15 protein-coding genes are annotated in these 18419 nt (G+C 67.0%); 7 read left to right on the forward strand and 8 right to left on the reverse strand.

Annotation, left to right across the window (positions count from 1 at the left end; translation table 11 throughout):
- Positions 1-31 precede the first annotated feature (31 nt).
- The 5 genes from ON062_RS10055 to ON062_RS10075 form a co-directional block, all read right to left on the reverse strand.
- Positions 32-475, reverse strand: a complete 444-nt coding sequence (locus ON062_RS10055) for a DUF2871 domain-containing protein (RefSeq protein ID WP_274646993.1) — start codon at positions 473-475, stop codon at positions 32-34.
- A gap of 41 nt (positions 476-516) precedes the next feature.
- On the reverse strand, positions 517-1137 hold the full coding sequence (locus ON062_RS10060; RefSeq protein WP_274646994.1) for a response regulator transcription factor: 621 nt from the start codon (positions 1135-1137) through the stop codon (positions 517-519).
- Complete coding sequence (locus ON062_RS10065) at positions 1134-2417, reverse strand: sensor histidine kinase (protein WP_274646995.1); 1284 nt, start codon at positions 2415-2417, stop codon at positions 1134-1136. The genes ON062_RS10060 and ON062_RS10065 overlap by 4 nt, the downstream gene beginning before the upstream one ends.
- Positions 2383-4482, reverse strand: coding sequence for an MMPL family transporter (locus ON062_RS10070; protein ID WP_274646996.1), 2100 nt, complete (start codon positions 4480-4482; stop codon positions 2383-2385). The genes ON062_RS10065 and ON062_RS10070 overlap by 35 nt, the downstream gene beginning before the upstream one ends.
- A 279-nt stretch (positions 4483-4761) precedes the next feature.
- Entirely contained in the window at positions 4762-5661 is a 900-nt protein-coding gene (locus ON062_RS10075; RefSeq protein WP_274646997.1) for a rhodanese-related sulfurtransferase, read from the reverse strand.
- 74 nt (positions 5662-5735) lie between these two features.
- Here ON062_RS10075 and ON062_RS10080 point away from each other — a divergent pair, with 74 nt between their 5' ends.
- Positions 5736-6821, forward strand: a complete 1086-nt coding sequence (locus ON062_RS10080; protein WP_274646998.1) for a putative zinc-binding metallopeptidase — start codon at positions 5736-5738, stop codon at positions 6819-6821.
- On the forward strand, positions 6814-8022 hold the full coding sequence (locus ON062_RS10085) for a glycoside hydrolase family 3 N-terminal domain-containing protein (RefSeq protein WP_274646999.1): 1209 nt from the start codon (positions 6814-6816) through the stop codon (positions 8020-8022). The genes ON062_RS10080 and ON062_RS10085 overlap by 8 nt, the downstream gene beginning before the upstream one ends.
- A 10-nt stretch (positions 8023-8032) precedes the next feature.
- Here the strand turns inward: ON062_RS10085 and ON062_RS10090 are convergent, their stop codons facing one another.
- Positions 8033-8917 (reverse strand): 3-methyladenine DNA glycosylase, encoded by an 885-nt coding sequence (locus ON062_RS10090; protein ID WP_274647000.1) that lies wholly within the window; start codon positions 8915-8917, stop codon positions 8033-8035.
- Positions 8918-8998: 81 nt separating this feature from the next.
- On the opposite strand from ON062_RS10090, the gene ON062_RS10095 reads away from it, so the two are divergent.
- Positions 8999-9637, forward strand: coding sequence for an SOS response-associated peptidase family protein (locus tag ON062_RS10095; RefSeq protein WP_274647001.1), 639 nt, complete (start codon positions 8999-9001; stop codon positions 9635-9637).
- A gap of 7 nt (positions 9638-9644) precedes the next feature.
- On the opposite strand, the gene ON062_RS10100 is transcribed toward ON062_RS10095, so the two are convergent.
- Together ON062_RS10100 and ON062_RS10105 are read right to left on the reverse strand one after the other, a co-directional pair.
- On the reverse strand, positions 9645-10682 hold the full coding sequence (locus ON062_RS10100; RefSeq protein ID WP_274647002.1) for an App1 family protein: 1038 nt from the start codon (positions 10680-10682) through the stop codon (positions 9645-9647).
- Between the two features lie 4 nt (positions 10683-10686).
- Positions 10687-11346, reverse strand: coding sequence for a DedA family protein (locus ON062_RS10105; RefSeq protein ID WP_274647003.1), 660 nt, complete (start codon positions 11344-11346; stop codon positions 10687-10689).
- 64 nt (positions 11347-11410) lie between these two features.
- Here ON062_RS10105 and ON062_RS10110 point away from each other — a divergent pair, with 64 nt between their 5' ends.
- The 4 genes from ON062_RS10110 to ON062_RS10125 all read left to right on the forward strand — a co-directional run bounded on the left by ON062_RS10110 (position 11411) and on the right by ON062_RS10125 (position 18410).
- Positions 11411-12742 carry an anthranilate synthase component I family protein gene (locus ON062_RS10110; RefSeq protein WP_274647004.1) on the forward strand — a complete coding sequence of 444 codons (1332 nt, stop codon included), beginning with the start codon at positions 11411-11413 and terminating at the stop codon, positions 12740-12742.
- Between the two features lie 54 nt (positions 12743-12796).
- On the forward strand, positions 12797-15370 hold the full coding sequence (gene leuS, locus ON062_RS10115) for a leucine--tRNA ligase (RefSeq protein WP_274647005.1): 2574 nt from the start codon (positions 12797-12799) through the stop codon (positions 15368-15370).
- Positions 15371-15462: 92 nt separating this feature from the next.
- Positions 15463-16089 carry a ComEA family DNA-binding protein gene (locus ON062_RS10120; RefSeq protein ID WP_274647006.1) on the forward strand — a complete coding sequence of 209 codons (627 nt, stop codon included), beginning with the start codon at positions 15463-15465 and terminating at the stop codon, positions 16087-16089.
- A 2-nt stretch (positions 16090-16091) separates the two neighbouring features.
- On the forward strand, positions 16092-18410 hold the full coding sequence (locus ON062_RS10125) for a ComEC/Rec2 family competence protein (protein WP_274647007.1): 2319 nt from the start codon (positions 16092-16094) through the stop codon (positions 18408-18410).
- Positions 18411-18419: the final 9 nt, after the last annotated feature.

Raw genomic sequence — 18419 nt, forward strand, 5'->3', positions numbered from 1 at the left:
CGAGCAGCGCCACGCGGGCGGCGCAGGTGGGTCAAGCCGCTGTGGCTTCGGCGGGCACCGGCGTGCGGCCGGTAACGGCGCGGCGGAGCGCGACGAAGAAGACGATCATGCCTGCCGTGATCGCGATGTGCCCCAGTCCCGCGATCCCCGCGATTATCGCGTTCGATTCCTGACCGAGGACGGTGAGGGTGCCGTGCCAGATGAGCATCGCGGAGGTGAGGATCACTCCGGCGTTGTAGAGCCAGAAGAACCAGGCGAACAGCTTCGGGCTGCGGGAGATCGTGAAGACCTTTTCGAGGGCGAGCACGATCAGCAACACGATGAACCCGAGGGTCAGCAGGTGCGTATGGGCGAGGCCGAGCTGGGTGAACTGTCCCTCGGGGAAGTCGTTGAGCTTGGTGAACTCGCGGTAGAACAGGCCGGAGGCGACACCGGCGAGCATGTAGATGAACGAGGCGTTGAGCAGTCTCTTCACGGGTCAGGGATTCCTTTCGTTGGGCGGATGTCTGGTCGCGGTCAGATCAGGCCGGTCTCCTGCGCGACATGGATCGCGCGGGAGCGGCTGTCAACACCGAGCTTGGTAAAGATGTGGGCGAGGTGGCTCTTGACGGTGGCCTCGGTGACGAAGAGGGCACGGGCGATCTCCTTGTTCGCCGATCCGGTTGCGAGGAGACGGAGCACGTCGATCTCTCGGTCGGTGAGACGTGGGAGTGGGCTGCGCATGCCCTTGAGCACCCGGGAGGCGAGATCGGGGGCGAGTACCGTGTCGCCGGCTGCGGCACGCTGGATGCCGTCGATGATGACGTCGGGGTCGACTTCTTTGAGGAGGTAGCCCGCTGCGCCTGCTTCGATTGCTCCAAGGATTTCGGCGTCGCGATCGAAGGTGGTCAGGATGAGCACCGCAGGGGCGGGGTCGAGGGCGCGGAGCGCGGCCGTGGTCTGGATGCCGTCGATGCCGTTGCCGAGGCGCAAGTCGCAGAGCACCACATCGGGTTGCAGGTGCGCTGCCAGGGTGATGGCTTCTTCCCCGGTCGCGGCCTCGCCGACGACCTGCAGAGTCTCCGCCACATCGAGTACGGCACGGAGCCCGCTGCGCACGACCGGGTGGTCATCGACCAGGAGCACGGTGGTGGTCATGGCATCTCCTCTGTGGTGGCGTCGGCAACGGTGACCGAGCCTGGGTCCGGACGGATCGGGAGGTGGACGGAGAGTGCGGTGCCCTCACCGGGGGTGCTCTCGAGGTCGAGGCCGCCGCCGAGTTCGCGGAGGCGCGCTCGCATGAAACGCAGGCCGTAGCTCGATCCGGCGTCGGCGTCCTGTTCCCAGGCGGGCTGGTCGAAGCCTGTGCCGTCGTCGATGATGTCGAGCCGCACGGTGTTGTCGGCATCGATGAGGCTCATGACGACACGGGATGCTCTGGCGTGGAGGCGCACGTTCGCGAGGGCCGACTGTGCGGTGCGCAGGAGTGCGACTTCGACTTCGATCGGCAGGATCGGCATCGAGTCGTCCACATGCAGCTCACCTTGGAGCCCGGTCTCGTCGCGGAGACGGTCGAGCATGCGTTGCAGTGCGGCGGCGAGGGCGTCGTCGTCGAGTTCCGCGGGGGCGAGCGCGGCGACGATGCGGCGCACGTCGGCGAGGCTGTCGCCTGCGAGGGTCTCGACCTGTGCGAGGGTGCGCGCTGCGTCTGCGTCTTCGGTGCGGCCGGCTCCGGCGTGGGCGAGGAGTCGGATCGAGGAGAGCGCTTGGGCGATGGTGTCGTGGATGTCGCGGGAGATGCGGGCGCGTTCGGCGATGGCACCCGAGTGGCGTTGGGTGAGCGCGAGTTCGTCCTGGAGCTCGGCGGTCTCGGCTTGGGCTCGGGTAAGCGAGGCAACGAGGCGTTCGCGTTCGGTGGCGTCGCGGAGGAGTTGCAGGTAGCCGCGTGAGATGCCGAACGCGAAGATGCCACCGATGAGGGGCCCGAAGATGGTCGCGTAGTTGGTGGTGCCGTGGTGCAGGATCGGGGCGACGATCACGACCGCGAGCACGAAACCCGAGAACAGCAGCCCCCACTTCAGCGGCAGGAGGTGCCCGGCGAGGAGCCAGAGCAGGAACGCGAGCCAGACGAACTCGGCGGAGACCGCGACCGCGGCGATCCAGATCGCGGCGAACCCGAGCAGCCACCACACCGCCAGGCTGCGTGGCCGGGTCTTCGACGGCAGGATCGTGCCTGCAGTGTGCCAAGCGAGGATCGCGACACCTGAGATGATCGCCGCAGGCATCCCCACCCCGTCGCCGATAGCGCGGATGACACCGATGGCGGTCAGCACGACCGCCATGAGGTGCTGACCGATCGTCATCGCCCGTACCGTCGCCCTCGCGACGGCCGGGCCGGGCGGATCAGTGGACGTCAACGGAAAGTGTACGAGACTCATGAGTCGATTCTCCCTGGCGGGCGTGCAGCTTTCCTGGCCACCAGATGCGATCCCCGGCGAGGCTGAAGATCGCGGGCACGATTACGGTGCGCACCACGAGGGTGTCCACCAGCACGCCAATGCCGACGATGAGGCCGAGCTGTCCGAGGGTGACCAACGGCAGCACGCCGAGCGCGGCGAATACGGCGGCGAGCACGATGCCGGCACTCGTGATGACGCTGCCGGTGTGCGCGACGGCCTCGACCATGCCCGCACGCGTCCCCAACCGCGTGGCCTCGGTGCGGGCCCGATGGACCAGGAAGATCGTGTAGTCGATGCCGAGGGCGACGAGGAACAGGAACGCAAGGATGGGCACCTGGAGGTCAAGGGCCTGTTGGTCGAACAGTACCCGGCTCAGCCATGCGCCCGCCCCGATCGCAGCGACCGCGCTGGCGAGGTTCACCAGGAGCAGCACCACCGGCGCGACCAGCGAGCGCAGCAGAAGCAGCAGCACGAGGAAGCTCACCGCGAGCACCAGCGGCGCGATCAGCAGCAGGTCATGCTCGTTGCCAGCCCGCGCATCCAGTTCAGTGGCGACCGCGCCGCCCACCAATGCGTCCGCTCCCTCGATCGGGTGCACGGCCTCGCGCAGAGAGGTGATCTGGGCCAGGCTCTGTTCCGTGCCGGGCGAGTACTCGCTGGTCACCATCACTTTCGTCAGCGAGCCGTCATCTGTGGTGCCGGCGGGATGGGCGCGCACGACACCCTCGACCTCGCTTGCGGCTGTTGCGACCTCGCCCGCGGCCTCGCTGTCAGTGATGATCCAGATCGGCTGCGCCTCGCCCGGCGGGAAATGCGCCGACAGTGTCTCCAAACCTGTCGCAGACTCCGACTGCACCCGGAACTTCTCCAACTGGTCCAAGCCGACCGAAGTGCCAAACAGTCCGGTCGCCATGACCGCGAGCAGCGCGAGTCCCACCAGCAGACTCGTCACGGGACGCTCCGACACCTGAGAGGCGACCGCGCGCCAGGCCCGCCCCTGATTGACTTTTTGTCCCGGCCGCGGGATGAACGGCCAGAACACTCGGCGCCCGCACACCGCGAGGAACGGCGGCAGCACAAACAGCACCGCCGCCAGCGCGATCAGCAACCCGAGCGCGGCCGGAACGCCGAGGCCGCGCGTCATCGGGATGGTCGCGAACAGCAGCGTGAGCAGCGCGAGCACCACCGTGACGTTCGAGGCGAGGATCGCGGGCACCGTCTTGCGCCAGGCCATGCTCAATGCCGCTCGATCATCCTCGGTGCGCTGCAGTTCTTCCCGATACCGGGAGATCAGCAGCAGGGCGTAGTTCGTGCCCGCACCGAACACGAGTACGCTCACGATGCCTGCATCAAACTCCAGATTCCAGAACGACCCCGCCGCCGCGGTGACCCGTCCGGCGAGCCCGTCGGCCAGGGCGACCACGATGAGCGGGATCAGCCACAGCACCGGCGAACGGTAGGTGACGATCAACAGGACCGCCACGATCAGGATCGTCACCAACAGCAGTGTGAAGTCCGCACCCTCGAACGCCGCCGCGATATCCGCGCCGAACGCTGGGCCGCCCGTGACGTGCAGCACCAGCCCGGCCGGGGCGTTCGCGCTGACCTCGCCCCGGAGTTCCTTGATGACCTCCGCAGTCTCGGTATTGTCCGCACCGACGGTGATCGGAGCGACGAGGACCGCGGCCCGCCCGTCTGCGCTCACCATCGGCCCCGACGACTCGCCTGCCGCCTGCGCGTCGAGCACCGGAAGCAGGCCCGTGAGGGCTTCAACATCCGCGTCGGAAAGCTCCGCTCCATCCTCGCGGGAGGCCACCACGAGCACCGACTGGCGATCCGCGTTCGGGAACTGCTCCATGAGCTCGCTCACCTGCATCGACTCCGAACCCACCGGAGCCTGCCCGGTGCGCGCCGGTGCCTGCGCGCCGCCGAACATACCGAACAACAACACCATCACGAGCACAGCGACGCCGAGAGCGATCCACGCGCCACCACGCGAGGTCAGCCGATCAGGGAAGCGCGAACGAACGAGAGGACCTGACATGCCATCAACTCCACCAGGGGCGGCGATTCTGAACATCACGGAAGAGGCTGAAACAAAGATCAACCAAAAGATTGATAGGCCCTTCACGTGACTCACTCGGCGTCGATGCCGCAGCGGCAGCGGCTCGGCGGGGGGACCTAGAGCTGCTGGCCGAGGTTGACGATCAGCATCAGCACGGCGATGATGAGGACGAAGGCCAAGAGCGCACCGACGCAGTCGGTCCTACTGACCGCGGGGCGGCCGATGAGTGGGCTTGTGCGTTGTGCCCTCGGGCGCGACTCAGACGGACGCCGGCTCGTGCGAAGAGCACATCGCCGTGTCGCAGGTTGCGCACAGCACGAACTGCGTGTCGCATGCGGCATCCGCGCAATTGGCCGTGCGATTGGTCGCTGAGCCGCAGCGGTGGCATTCGCCGATGAGCGCTGCGTGGTCGCTGAAGTCAACCGATCCGCGCTTGTCGAACACGTACAGTGAGCCATCCCACAGTCCATCGTCGCCGAACCGCTCGCCGTACCGCACGATCCCGCCGTCGAGCTGGTAGACCTCGTCGAAGCCGCGGCTGACCATCAGGCTCGAGAGCACTTCGCAGCGGATACCGCCCGTGCAATACGTCACGATCGGCTTGCCCTTGAGGTCGTCAAACTGCCCCGAATCCAGCAGCCGTACGAAGTCTCGCGTGGTCTCCACATCGGGCACGACAGCATTCTTGAAGCGACCGATCGCCGCTTCCAACGCATTGCGGCCATCGAAGAAGACGACGTCGTCCCCGCGCTCGGCCACGAGATCATGGACTTGTTCGGGGGAGAGGTGGATGCCGCCGCCGACAACACCGTTCGCGTCGACCTGCAGTTCATCCGGCGCACCGAACGACACCACCTCGTCGCGCACCTTCACGCTCAGCTTCGGGAAGTCTTTGCTGTGCCCTCCCTCATCGAGACCCGATCCATCGCTCCACTTGAAATCGATGTCGCGGAACGGCGCGTACTCCTTGGTCTTGCGCACGTACCGCTTGAGGGACGCCATGTCGCCACCGAGCGTGCCGTTGAGGCCATCACGTGAGATCAGCACACGACCGCGGAGTCCGAGAGAGTCGGCAAGGTCGCGCTGCCACAGGCGGACGGCTTCGGGGTCTGCCAAGGGCGTGAAGACGTAGTAGAGGAGGATTTTCGCGAGCGGCACGTGCGAAATTCTACGAGCTGTGTCTGAACGTCGGATCGGGAACCTGCGGCATCCGAGCGCGCTACGGTGAACACGTGACCTCGCAGCCCCACTGTCCTTCGTGTCGCCGCTTCGTTTACCTCGACACGCTGACATGCCCGCGGTGTGGGGCTGACATCGGCTATGACGTCGTGACACGGCGCTTTCACCTGCTGGTATCCGGCCGCGTCGACCTCGATGAGCGCCAGCTGTACCCGTGTTCGAACCGTGAATGGTCGTGTAACTGGTTGGTGCAGGACGACGCACCCGCGGGGCGTTGCTTCTCATGCCGTCTCACCCGCCGCAAGCCCGACGCAGACGACACGATCGCTCTGGAGAAGCTCGCGAAGACTGAAGAGGCGAAGCGTCGGCTGATCCTGCAACTGAGTGACCTGGGGCTGCCGATTACTCCCTGGGATGCCCGGGAGGGCGGGCTGGGATTCGATCTGCTCTCGAGCCTCAGCGATGGCAGTCGCGTGGTGATCGGTCATTCGCGCGGCATCATCACGATCGACCTCGCCGAGAGCCTCGACGATCGGCGAGAGGCGCTCCGCGTGCGCCTGGGGGAGCCGTACCGGACGATCCTTGGCCACCTGCGACACGAGGTCGGCCACTATTTCCAGAACGTGCTCATCACTGATGAGGCCACCTGGGCGCGATGCCGTGAACTCTTCGGGGATGAGCGCACGAGCTATCAGGACGCCCTCAAACATCACTACTCGGTCGGTGCGCCCGCCGACTGGCACACCCGTTTCATCTCGGAGTACGCCACGATGCACCCGTGGGAGGACTTCGCCGAGACGTTCGCGCACTACCTGCACATCACCGGAACGCTCCAGACCGCCGCGGTGTTGGGCGTCCACCTTGACGCCGCCGTTTCGCCTGTGCGGACGGCGGATGTGAAGCCGCGCGAGTCGTACGAAGAGCAGTCCATCGAACGCCTGCTCGAAGACTGGGAGTGGATGTCTGAGGCCTTCAACCGCATCAATCGGTCGATGGGATTCGGTGATCTCTACCCGTTCGATATCGTCGGTCCGGTGGAAGAGAAGCTCGCGTTCGTGCACGCCATCGTCACCGCGGCGCCGCTGAGCTTCGCCGAGCAATACGCGCTCGCCCGCGCCGATGAAGGAGAGCATGGCTGACCGGCGCGGCTCTGCACGGCTCGCCGTCACGGCGTTCGCCGTGGTGACGGTGATGGCGACCCTGGTTTCGGGATCAGCGGCGGCCAGTGAGGACGTGGGAGATCTGGATGCCACGGCCACCGCACTCCCGCCCGCGACGGTCCGCGCCGTCGCTGCCAGTGACGCTGACATCGCCGAGACGGCTCGAGCGCGCGTGGCGGCGATGACGCTACGCGAGAAGGCGGCCAGCGTCGTCATGGGGCATGTCCCCACGCAGAGCAAGAGCCAGCTGCGCGATTACATGGCCGAGGATGGCCTCGGTGGGTTCCTGCTGATGGGAAGCAACATCCCGGCATCCGAAAGCGCACTTCGATCGCTCACGGACGCGTTGGTTGTCGATTCGACCTTCGAGCCGCTGATCGCCATCGACCAGGAGGGTGGCGATGTTTCCCGGCTCCCGTGGGATGACTTTCCTTCATCGCTGACGCTGAAGAACGAGCCCCCGGAGAACACTCGTGACGCCTTCGCTGGCCGCGCCGCTCTGGTGGCGCGCGCCGGAATCGGCGTCAACTTCGGCGTGGTCGCCGATGAGACCGACGACCCGGGAATGTTCATCTACCGGCGTGCGCTGGGGACATCCCCGACATCAGCGGCGGCTCGAGTGGCTGCTGCTGTTGAGGGGGAGGGTGCGATGGCCGCCTCGACGCTCAAGCACTTCCCGGGGCACGGCGCGGCACCCGGGGATTCGCACGCGGGCATCCCCTCGACCGATCTGGACTATGACCGGTGGCGTACATCCGACGGGCTGCCGTTCGAGACCGGTGTGGATGCCGGTGCTCCGCTGGTGATGTTCGGCCACTTGCGGTACACCTCGGTCGATGACGAACCTGCGACGTTGTCGACCGAGTGGCACCGCATCGCGCGCGAAGAGCTTGGCTTCGACGGCGTGGCGATCACCGACGATCTCGGCATGCTCGAAGCATCCGGAATCGCGGACTACGACGACCCCGTGACCAACGCCGTTGCCGCCTTGGCAGCCGGAAACGACATGGTGTTGACCGTGCTGTATTCCACTCCTCGAACGGCTGGACGCATCGTCGATGGGATCGTCGATGCCGTGGAACGCGGAGAACTTACGGAACAGCGCCTGGACGAAGCAGCGCAGCGCGTGGCCACGTTGCGCCTGGAGCTCACGGCCGCGGGGCGTGCGCTGACTCCCTGAGAACGTGAGGTCAGTTCGATTCGCCGTCGATGACCGAGATGAGGCGCGTGCGCAAGGCCTCACCGCGCTCGGCGAAGCCTCGCTGCCCGCGCACATAGTCGGCCTTGCCCGCGGCGGTTTCGATCGCCACGGCTTCGTATCCCCAGTCGGTGAGGTCGTAGGGCGATGCCCGCATATCGAGCACTCGAATGTCCCGAGCGAGTTCGAAGGTGTCCAGCAGGAGGTCGCCAGGCACGAGCGGCCCGAGCTTGATCGCCCACTTGTACAGATCCATACCGGCGTGCAGGCATCCCGGTTGCTCGCGCGCGACCTGTGAGGCCCGGTCGAGGGGCGTCGCGTTTCGCGGCACGGCCTCGGGTGTGAAGAAGCGATACGCATCGAAGTGGGTGCAGGCCAAGTCGTGCGCCTCGACGACGGCATCTGTCCCGGTCCCACCCAGTCGAAGGGGGACCGGATGCCGGTGCTCGTCCTCTCGGTAGACCATGGCCCACTCATGCAAACCGAAGCACCGGAAGTTCGCCGTGCGGCCGGTCGTCGCCACGAGGATGCGGCGGATGTTGAGGATCAGCGCGCCGTACCGTTCGCGGAACCCCGCGGTGTCGACGCGGAGCGAGCCGGAGGCGGCGCCTTCGGCGTACCAGCGCCAGTTTCGACGCTCGGTGTCGTCGGCTTCTCGTAGTTCGACGCCCTGGCCGGGGTGCCAGCGACGCAGGACGGCGGGCTTGTACGAGTAGTAGGTGAACAGGAAGTCCTCGACCGGGTGCGTCTGCCCGCGTGCTGCTCGTTCGCGATGACCGGCAGTCAGCGCATCGGCGCGCTCGTGATGTGCCGTTTCGAGAGTTCGCCATCGGTCGCGCGGGAGCACGCGCGTATCAATGACAGGGGTGACGGACACTCCTCGAGGGTACGCGGCGCTGCTGGACACAGGCTCGACGACCGCCGACCCGGCGTCGGTGGCCGTCGCTAGGGTGGGGCCATGTGCGCAAGCTATGGCCTCGACCCGCGTTTCACCGATTCCGACGGCGTCTTGGGTGAAGACGCACAGGTGATCGACGACTTGCGTCTCTGGGCGGAGCGCAATGAAGGGGAGACCCTGCTTCCCACAGGCAAGAACCTCCGCAATCTGAACCCGATTATCCGCGGGGCGGGCAGCGCCCGCACGTGTGAACTCGCGTGGTGGGGCTACCTCGTTCAGGGGGCACCCGCACGGTTCCCCTCGATCAACACGAGGTCTGAGCGTTTGCGCGATCGTTCGGGGCGGCCGCCGGAGCGCGCGATCGTTCCGGCGACATCGTGGTTCGAGATGCAGAAGCCGCAGCGGCAGTGGTTCTCTTTCGCACCCGGAGCGCTCGATCTGTTCGCGATGGCCGCTGTCACGCAGCCGGGCAGGACGGCCGACGGCGCGGAGTACACGTGCTACTCGATCGTGATGCGGCCAGCGACACCAGCGCTCGCCCATATTCATGACCGGATGCCGTTGCTCTTGCCAGCCGACGCGATCGACGACTGGAACACTGGCGCCGCGTCGGCCGCCGATCTCGTCGATGGCGCACTCGCGGCGTCGGAAGAGGTGCTGGCTGCCGTGCGCGCGGTGGAGATCAGCGCGCGGCCCTGAACGTCAATCAGCGCGGAATGATCTCCAGCGCTTCGAGTTGTTCGAGGAGACCCGCACCATCTTTCTCGGTCACCCAGGGAACGTTCTCTGCGGCGTGGTCATTGACGGCCGTCCGTCCTCCGGCCAGCACCGCCTCTGCAGCGGAGAGGCGCCGAATGGCCACAGCGGCGACCTTATCGGGATGGTCGTTGGCGAACTCCGTGTAAATGGCGTCGTCGTGTTGGCCATCGTCTCCGATCAGCAACCACTTGACGTGAGGGAACTCCTCGGCGAGGCGGCGAAGATTCTCCGACTTGTGGATGACACCGCTACGGAACCAGCGATCGTGCGTCGGTCCCCAATCCGTCAGCAGCAGCGCCCCCGCGGGGAAGAGGTGCCGTCGAAGAAACTGGCTGAGCGTGGGAGCGACATTCCACGCTCCCGTTGACAGATAGATCAGCGGGGTTCCGGGCCTGCTCTGGGCGACCCGACCCAAAAGGACAGCCATGCCCGCCACGGGCTGCCGGGCGTGCACGTCCACGACGAACGAGTTCCACGCGGCAATGAGCGGGCGCGGCAACGCCGTCACCATCACTGTGTCATCGACGTCAGATACGACGCCGAAGCGGACGTCAGAGCCGACGACGAATACCCGCGACTCCACGGGTTCCCCGCCTTCCACCGACATCGTGAATGTTTGCCAGCCCGGCTCGAGATCGGCGGGGATCACCTCATCGATGACGCCGCCGCGGTCGGCCACGACGTCGTGGGTCACGCCGCCGATCGTCACGCTGACCTGCGCGTAGCCGATCGGCACGGCCACAAAGCTGCGCCATCCGCGTACGCTCGCCAGTTCGCCCGAGTCAGACGTGGGCAGCGGCGGAACGATCATCGCTCGTCCGAGGACTCGGGCCCACCCGTCCCCGCCGTACCCCGGGAATGGGGTGACGGTCGGAACCTTGCCGCGGGCGCGGGCGCGGCGTTCGCGCCACGCGTGCAGGCGGTACTCCATCCGGGCGAACCAGAGGACCTTGGCGCGCTCGGGTGCGACGTCGTTCTCGGGCATCCCCTCAGTCTTCCATGTCGGCTTCGTCTTGCTCCATGTGGCGTGCCTCCAGGCGATGCACCAGCTTCTTGGCGACGACCACCACGACAACGAGCACGACGATCGCCGCGACAAACAGGTAGCCGGCAAAGTGCAACTGGTCTGCAAGTTCGCGATACGTCCCCGCGGCGAGCGCGGCGACGGGAATGTACACCGCAGCCCACACCACGCAGGCCGGGAGCGTCCACGCGAGAAACCGCCGGTACGGGTACGACGTCATGCCCACCGTGAGTGGGACGAGCGAGTGGAGCACGGGGAGAAATCGGGAAATGAAGATCGCGATCCCGCCACGACGGCGGACGTAGCGTTCGGAGCGCGCCCAGTTTTCGTCACCGATACGTCGCCCGACCCAGGAGTGTCGAATACGCGGACCCAGTAGTCGCCCCAGCCAGAAGCCGATCGATTCGCCCGCGAGTGCGCCCAGCACGACGGCGACGCCGAGGGCAATGCCCTCGGCCCATGAGTCCACGGCGGTGCCGGCGATGATCACGATGCTGTCGCCGGGCACGATCAGCCCGATCAGCACGCTGGTTTCGAGCATGATCGCGATCCCGGCGATCAGCGTTCGCGCGATCGGATCCACCGACGCGATGGCATCCAGAAGCCACGTCAGCGAGTCGTTCACAGCACGAGCCTACGTGTCAGCGCACGCCCCCGGGCGTGCGCTGTGCGGGCGGTAGCCTGAACTCATGCCGCCGGAGATTTCCCTCGTTCGATGGCCGGGCTGGGTGGACCCTTCGCACGTGCACGCGAATCTGGCGGCCGACTTCCCGGCGACCTTCTGGCTGGATGCCGGGCCGGACGCGACCTCCGGGTGGAGTTGGGTCGGCGTCGGCGAGGTGGAAGAAGATCCCGCCGACGTCGGTGATGTTGTCTGCGCGGGCACCGCGGCAGCGCCGCCCGAGGGGAGTCCGTTTCGTGGGGGATGGATCGGGTGGCGTGGCTACGATGAGGCCGCCGCGGCAGCCGGCGCCCCCGCGGCATCCGACCCTCTCTCTGACCGCAGTCGAGAGTCCGTCCCCTCCGAACTGTGGATGCGTGCGCGCTTCTTCTTCGCGTTCGATCACTCGCGACGCGAGATGTGGTGGGCGGCCACCGGCGACGACCACGCACACGGCCACCGGTGGACTCGCGCGGCGCATGTGCACCAGGATCCGCCGAGTTCCCGGGGCGTCCACGCTCGGCACACGGCCGAGCGATATGCGGAGTTGATCGGATGCTGCCGCGAAGCGATCGCGCGCGGCGATGCCTATCAACTGTGTTTGACGACACGGTTCCACGTTGAGGATCCCCGGCTGGACCCGCTCGCGGTGTACGAGCGATTGCGTCGCGTCACGCCTGCCCACCACGGCGGTCTGATCCGCGCCCAGGGCGTCGCGCTGGCGAGCGCTAGTCCGGAGCAGTTTCTCGAGATTTCGGGAGGGCGCGTGCGCACCCGCCCGATCAAGGGAACGCGGCCGCGCAGCTCGGATCCGGCCGCGGATGCGGCGCTCGCGCGCGAGCTTCAGATGAGCACCAAGGAACGCGCCGAGAACGTGATGATCGTCGACTTGATGCGCAATGACCTGTCTCGCGTGAGCGTCGCGGGAAGCGTCCGGGTCGAGGAGTTGCTGGTGGTGGAGTCGTATCCGGCAGTACATCAGCTCGTCAGCACCGTGTCGGGTGAACTGAATAACGGCGTGACGATGAGGCAGATCTGGGATGCCGCATTCCCCGCGGGCAGTATGACGGGCGCGCCCAAGCTCTCGGCGATGACGATCCTGCACGCTCTGGAAGGTGGTGCGCGCGGCATCTTCGCCGGCTGCTTCGGCTGGGTCTCGGGTGACGGCCGAGCAGATCTCGCGATGGTCATTCGCACGATTGTGATGCACCCGGACGGCGCGTACGTCGGCGCTGGCGGGGGCATCACGTGGCGCTCCGATCCTGCCGAAGAGGTAGCCGAAGTAGCGCTCAAAGCGCGCGGGCCGTTGGCCGCGCTCGGTGCTGAGCTCCCGCCGAGCTGGGCGGGTACGGTCGGGTAATCTGGAAAGAGCGCCTCGCGCACCCCCGAGCTCTTTCATGATTGGTTTCGCCCCGTGAGTCACACCCCTGCTCCCGAACCCACCGGGTTCGACACCCACGCCATCCAGCGCAAGTGGCAGGAGCGTTGGGAGAAGGCCGATCCGTTCCGCGCTGGAGGCGATGAAGACACTCGCCCGCGCAAGTACGTGCTGGCGATGTTCCCGTACCCGTCCGGCGACCTGCACATGGGCCACGCCGAGAACTATCTCTACTCCGACATCGTCGCGCGCGGGTGGCGTCACCGCGGGTACAACGTGCTCAACCCGATCGGATGGGATTCCTTCGGCCTTCCGGCAGAAAACGCGGCGATCAAGCGCGGCGCAGAACCGCGCGAGTGGACGTACGCGAACATTGACCAGCAGAAGGCGGGCTTCCGCTCCTACGGAGTGTCGTTCGACTGGAGCCGCGAACTGCACACGAGCGACCCCGAGTACTACCGCTGGAACCAGTGGTTGTTCCAGCGTATGCACGAGCGCGGTCTGGCCTACCGCAAGGAGAGCCCGGTCAACTGGTGCGTGAACGACCAGACCGTGCTCGCGAACGAGCAGGTCGTCGACGGCCACTGCGAGCGCTGCGGTGGCGAGGTCGTGAAGAAGAAGCTCACGCAGTGGTACTTCAAGATCACGGACTATGCCGATCGACTGCTGGACGACCTGAACCAGCTCGAGGGCTTTTGGCCGCACAAGGTGCTGCAGATGCAGCGCAACTGGATCGGCCGCTCGGTGGGTGCCGACATCGACTTCGAGATCGAAGGACGCGACGAGAAGATCACGGTGTTCTCGACCCGACCCGACACGCTGCACGGCGCGACCTTCTTCGTCGTCGCGCCCGACAGCGATCTCGCTGCAGAGCTCGTGGCGGGCTCTTCCGACGAGGTGCGTGAGCGCTTCGCGAAGTACCTCGATGCCGTGCAGAAAGAATCCGACATCGAGCGCCAGAGCACCGACCGCCCGAAGACGGGTGTGTTCCTCGACCGCTACGCCATCAACCCGGTCAACGGTGAGCGCTTGCCGGTCTGGGCCGCCGACTACGTGCTTGCTGACTACGGGCACGGCGCAGTGATGGCCGTCCCCGCGCACGACCAGCGTGACCTCGACTTCGCGCGCGCGTTCGACCTGCCGATCAAGGTCGTCGTCGACACCACGGCGCCGATCACCGGTGCCATCCCGGTGATCGAGCTCGACGACGACGGCGTTCCGATCGACCCGGGTACCGAGGAGGACTCGCTCGACTCGATCGATCCCGCCAAGACCGGCATCGCGCTGACCGGCGACGGTCGCATGATCAACTCCGGCCCCCTCGACGGACTGAGCAAGCGTAACGCCATCGCGCGTGCGATCGAGCAGCTTGAGTCGCGTGGCACCGGCCGCGCCGCGAAGACGTACCGTCTGCGCGATTGGTTGATCTCGCGTCAGCGTTTCTGGGGTACGCCGATCCCGATGATCCACACCGATGACGGGCGCATTGTGCCCGTCCCGGACGACCAGCTTCCGCTGGTGCTGCCGGATGCTGCCGGGCTGGATCTCACACCCAAGGGCACGTCGCCGCTGGGTGGCGCGGAGGAGTGGATTCGCACCACTGATCCCGAGACGGGTGCACCCGCGCTGCGCGACCCCGACACGATGGACACGTTTGTCGACAGTTCGTGGTACTTCCTGCGCTTCCTCGCGCCGAACGACGCGACGCAGGCGTTTCCTCCGAAGGAAGCAGACAAGTGGGCACCGGTCGACGCGTACGTCGGCGGTGTCGAGCACGCGATTCTTCACCTGCTGTACGCGCGCTTCATCACCAAGGTGCTGTTCGACATGGGATACGTCGAGTTCACCGAGCCGTTCTCGTCGCTCATCAACCAGGGCATGGTGATCCTGGGCGGCGCGAAGATGTCCAAGAGCAAGGGCAACCTGGTGTTGTTCAAGGACGAAATCGACGCTCACGGTGCGGACGCGCTGCGTGTCGCGCTGGCATTCGCCGGTCCGGTAGAGGACGACAAAGACTGGAACGACGTGTCGACCACCGGCGCCCAGAAGTTCCTGTCCCGCGCCCTTCGTGTGGCTCAAGACGTCGACAGCGAGACCAGTGTGGTGTGGGCCGAGGGCGACGCGTCCCTGCGGCGCGTCACCCACCGATTGCTCGCAGATGCCCCCGCACTGATCGACCAGACGAAGTTCAACGTCGTCGTGGCGCGCCTGATGGACCTCGTCAACAGCACGCGCAAGGTCATCGACGCCGGGGCCGGCGCCAGCGACCCCGCCGTGCGCGAGGCCGCCGAAGCGACGGCGATGATCCTCGACCTGTTCGCCCCGCACACCGCGGAGGAGATGTGGGAGATCCTCGGCTACGACGGGTTCGTGGGCTTGGTTCCGTGGCGAAACGCCGACCCGATGCTCCTGGTGGAGGACTCGGTCAAGGCTGTGATCCAGATCGACGGCAAGGTGAGGGCGACCCTCGACGTCCCCGCGAAGATCGACAGTGCCGAGCTCGAGCGTCTCGCGCGCGCCGACGAGCGCGTCGTTCGATCGCTGGGGGATCGCGAGATCACTCGTGCAGTGGTGCGTCCGCCGAAGGTCGTGAGCTTCAGCACGAAGTAGCACCCTCCTCCCCGGGAGGGCTTGTCGTGCGAGCTCTGCACATCTTGTGCGGAACAGGGATGGGGCCATCGGCGCCTGCATAGCGTTGGCGGGTGGCCGAGACCGACCCTTCTGCGACGAACGTTGCTCGCCGACGGTTCGGCGTGGGGACGATCATCGTGCTCGCCCTCGCGGCGCTTGCGCTCACGGTGGGGATCGGAATCGTGCGCGGCGCGCTCGCGCCGACGGAGCCTGTGCCCGTGGCATCCGACACCGTGGACGCTCCTGCGGTCACGCCGGCTCCGGATGCCGCACCCGCGGAGCTGTACGTGCACGTGGCGGGGGCGGTGCGTGCGCCCGGACTGTACGTCTTAGCGGCCGGTGCCCGCGTCGTCGATGCGGTGGCGGCAGCCGGCGGATTCGCGGACGACGCAGATCGCTCGGCGGTCAACCTCGCTCGCGTCGTCACCGACGGCGAGCAGTTGTATGTGCCGACGCCCGGGGAACAGATCGCGACACCCGCGGAGCCGGCGGGTGCTCCCGGTGACGGGCGGGTGAACCTCAACACCGCCGACGTCGCCGCGCTGGACACGTTGCCCCGCATTGGCCCGGCGATCGCGCAACGCATCATTGATTGGCGCGACGAGCACGGCACGTTCACCAGCGTCGAAGACTTGCTGGCCGTTCCGGGTATCGGCGAGAAGATGCTCGACGCCCTGCGCGATCTGGTCGTGGTGTGAGCGTGAGTGGAGCACGTCTGGTGCCCGTCGCGGCGGCCGCGTGGTCCGCAGCCGCGCTCGTCACGCTCACCCCTGCCCTTGCGGGTGGCGTGGCGATGGTGGCGTGGCTGTGCGTCGGGGCGTTCCTGCTTGCGATGCGGGGAAGAGGGCGAGGCACGTGGCAGCGGCACGCGGGTATGGCTGTCGTCGGGTTGGCGCTGGTCGCGGCCGCGACAGTGTCGAGCCATGTGGCGCTCGCTCAACCACAGCGCGAGAACGTCCTCGAATTGAGCGTGAGCGGCGGGCGAGCGGTGACGCTCGAGGTGATCGTGGTGGGAAAGGTGGAGCGGCGCACGGACGGCTCGGCCGCCTTCGACGCGCTGGCTACCCGTGTCGATGTGGGGGAGAACTCGAAGGCGGTGTGGGCCGAGGTGACTGTGCGCCTGGATCCCGAATGGCTCCCCGGGGCGTCGGACATCGATGCTGGTGCCGTCGTCGTGGTGCACGGTACGGCCCGACACGCCGACCCCGGGGATCGGGCCGTGCTCAATGTGCGTGCGTCCCAGGGAGCGGAGGTTCTGAACCCTCCGACAGGCATATTCGCGGCCACCGCCCACTTGCGGCGTACCCTCGTGGCATCCGCCCGAGAGCTACCCGGTAGCGGTGCAGAGCTCATCCCGGGATTGGCAGTGGGCGATACCGCACTCGTCGGTGCGGACCTCGACGCCGACATGAAGGCGTCATCGCTTTCGCATTTGACCGCGGTGTCGGGAGCGAATTGCGCACTCGTCGTGGGCATCGCGTTCGCGGTGACGGCCGCACTCGGGGGAGGGCGCGTGCTCCGGGTGATGGCGGGAGCGTCGACGCTGGTCGGGTTCATCCTGCTGGTCACCCCAGAGCCCAGCGTTGTGCGCGCCGGAATGATGGCGAGCATCGCCCTGCTGGCCCTGTTGTGCGGCAGACCGGGCGCGGGGCTGGCTACACTCGCACTCGCTGTCACCGTTCTCCTGATGCTCGACCCTTGGCTGGCAACCTCGCTGGGCTTCGCGTTGTCAGCAGCAGCCACGGGTGCACTGCTCGTCCTCGCGCGTCCGCTCGCGTCGGGATTAGGACGATGGATGCCGCGGCCCCTGGCGCTCACGATCGCTGTGCCGCTCTCGGCTCAACTCGCGTGCGGACCGCTGCTGGTACTGATCGAACCCTCGGTGCCGGTCTACGGCGTCGTTGCCAACATCCTCGCCGCGCCTGCGGCGCCCGTTGCCACGGTGTTGGGCCTCGCGGCCTGTCTTACTCCGTGGGCGCCATGGTTGCGTGACGGCCTGGTGGCATTGACCTGGTTGCCCGCGTCGTGGATCGCCGGTACCGCCCACACCGCCGCGGGATTGCCGGGCGGCACGCTCGGCTGGGTGGAGGGATGGGGTGGAGCCGCGCTCCTGTGCGTGGTCGGGGGCGTCATCGTGCTCGCAGTGACGGTGCACGGCGACCGCGGGCGCGCCCGCGCCGCGCGCAGCCTGGCACACGCGACGCTGGCGATATTGGTGGGCGTGATGGTGGGTACTGCCTCCCTCGGGTCCGTCGCCGGGGCATGGACCGTTCCGCGAGACTGGCAGCTCCTGATGTGCGATGTCGGTCAGGGGGATGCGATTCTGATGCGTTCCGCCGACGAGGTGGCGCTCATCGATACCGGGCCGACCGACGTCGCGTTGGACGCGTGCCTCACGCGTGCCGGAGTCACACGGATTGACGTCCTCGTTCTCACTCACTTCGACCTCGACCACGTGGGCGGTGCCGACGCAGTGGTGGGTCGCGTTGACACCGTGATCCACGGGCCGGCCAACCCCGAGGGGGAGGACACGCTGCAGCGACTACGCAACGCGGGCGCCGAGACTGTGGCCGTGCAGGCGGGCGCGAGTGGAGCGCTTGGAGACGGAACATGGCGGATTCTGTGGCCTCGCGCGAGTGCGGCGACACGGGCCGGGAACGATGCGAGCGTCGTGGTGGAGGTGACCACGCCGGATCTCGGCGACGTGCTGCTCTTGGGTGACTTGTCGGAATCTCCGCAGTGCGCGATCCGTGCGACGGGAGCACTGCTGCCGAGGTACGCGATCGTGAAGGTGGCTCATCATGGCAGCGCAGATCAGTGTGTCGAGCTCTACGAGGCAACACGTCCCGCTCTCGCATTGATCCCGGTGGGCACCGAGAACACCTACGGGCATCCGCGGCAAGAGATTCTCGATGTGCTCGATGCGATCGGTGCACGCACGGTGCGCTCGGATGAGAGCGGCGTGGTGGCCGTCAGCGCCCACGAGGGTGAGCTCCGCTTGTGGCGCGAGCACCCGTGAGGTGCCGGA

Source organism: Microbacterium sp. C7(2022) (assembly GCF_028823665.1).
Lineage (GTDB): Bacteria > Actinomycetota > Actinomycetes > Actinomycetales > Microbacteriaceae > Microbacterium.

What these genes read in the sequence shown, in the direction of transcription:
- ON062_RS10100 (WP_274647002.1), bottom strand. Translation starts at nt 10,682, where the DNA reads ATGCCCGAGAACGACGTCGCACCCGAGCGCGCCAAGGTCCTCTGGTTC.
- ON062_RS10065 (WP_274646995.1), bottom strand. Translation starts at nt 2,417, where the DNA reads ATGAGTCTCGTACACTTTCCGTTGACGTCCACTGATCCGCCCGGCCCG.
- ON062_RS10095 (WP_274647001.1), top strand. Translation starts at nt 8,999, where the DNA reads ATGTGCGCAAGCTATGGCCTCGACCCGCGTTTCACCGATTCCGACGGC.
- ON062_RS10060 (WP_274646994.1), bottom strand. Translation starts at nt 1,137, where the DNA reads ATGACCACCACCGTGCTCCTGGTCGATGACCACCCGGTCGTGCGCAGC.
- ON062_RS10070 (WP_274646996.1), bottom strand. Translation starts at nt 4,482, where the DNA reads ATGTCAGGTCCTCTCGTTCGTTCGCGCTTCCCTGATCGGCTGACCTCG.
- ON062_RS10110 (WP_274647004.1), top strand. Translation starts at nt 11,411, where the DNA reads ATGCCGCCGGAGATTTCCCTCGTTCGATGGCCGGGCTGGGTGGACCCT.
- ON062_RS10085 (WP_274646999.1), top strand. Translation starts at nt 6,814, where the DNA reads ATGGCTGACCGGCGCGGCTCTGCACGGCTCGCCGTCACGGCGTTCGCC.